At 74.2% G+C, this 913-nt stretch carries 1 protein-coding gene; it reads right to left on the reverse strand.

From position 1 onward, the window contains the following. A partial coding sequence (cpaB, locus tag ACPUER_RS36895; protein WP_425133597.1) for a Flp pilus assembly protein CpaB occupies window positions 1–779 on the reverse strand: 779 nt, incomplete at its 3' end. Between the last annotated feature and the right edge of the window lie 134 nt (window positions 780–913).

The raw sequence follows: 913 nt of genomic DNA on the forward strand, positions 1-913 counted from the left end.
GCCTCGCGGGCCGCACGCGACACGTCGCCGGCCCACACCGGCTGCGTATCCGGCTCCTGCTCGTCGCCGCCCGCCGGTTGCCGCCGGTCGCTGGTCACGAAGCTGCGCAGCGCGAGCGACAGCGAGCCGAGGCGCGTCGCGACCAGCACGACCTGCGCGGTGCGCGGCGCGACCTCGAGCGTGACCGTACGCGCTCGCGCCGTCGCGTCCGGCGCACTCGCGGGCGTCTTCGCGCGCTGGAATTCCGAGCCAACCGCTAGCACGCGCGCGCGCCGCACGACCGTCTCCGCTTCGAAGGTGCCGGGCGACGTCGCCGAGCCGCCGATCTGCTGCGTGAGCACCACGTCGACGAAGTCGCCCGGCTGGATCAGCCCCGCGTTGCCCGACACGTCGTCGACCGGCACCGAGATCGCGCGCATGCCGGGCTGCAGCGCGGCCGCGAGAAAATCCGGCGCGTCGGCCGGAATCACGTTGTCCGTGCGAATCGGCGTGCCGGCGCCGACGCGATTGCGCAGCAGCGCGCCCTTCAGGTCGGCGCCCGGCTGCGACTCGACGAACGTGCCCGGCGGCACCTGTGCGCGCGGCATGCGCTTCCATGCGAGATCGTTGTCGCGCAGCAGCAGCCCTTCCGGCAGATCGGCGGCCGCGACACGCACGCGCGCCTGATCCGGTGCGCCGGGTGCCGACGGCGTCGACGCGGCAACGTACAGTTCGCGCAGGATGAATGCGCCGATGCCGGCAGCGATGATCAGCACGGCCATTCTCAGAGGTTTGGGCATGGCGGCGTGCGTCCCCCGGCTAGGTAAGCGAAACCGCGTGCGGAAACGGCGCCCAGACGGCCAGCGCACCGCCGAGCGCGAGCGCGAGCCCGTACGGCACGCCGCGCGCGGCGACCGCGCGGGCGGGCGTGGCG

Source organism: Burkholderia sp. DN3021, assembly GCF_049805555.1.
In the GTDB taxonomy this organism is placed as follows: Bacteria; Pseudomonadota; Gammaproteobacteria; order Burkholderiales; family Burkholderiaceae; genus Burkholderia; species Burkholderia pyrrocinia_C.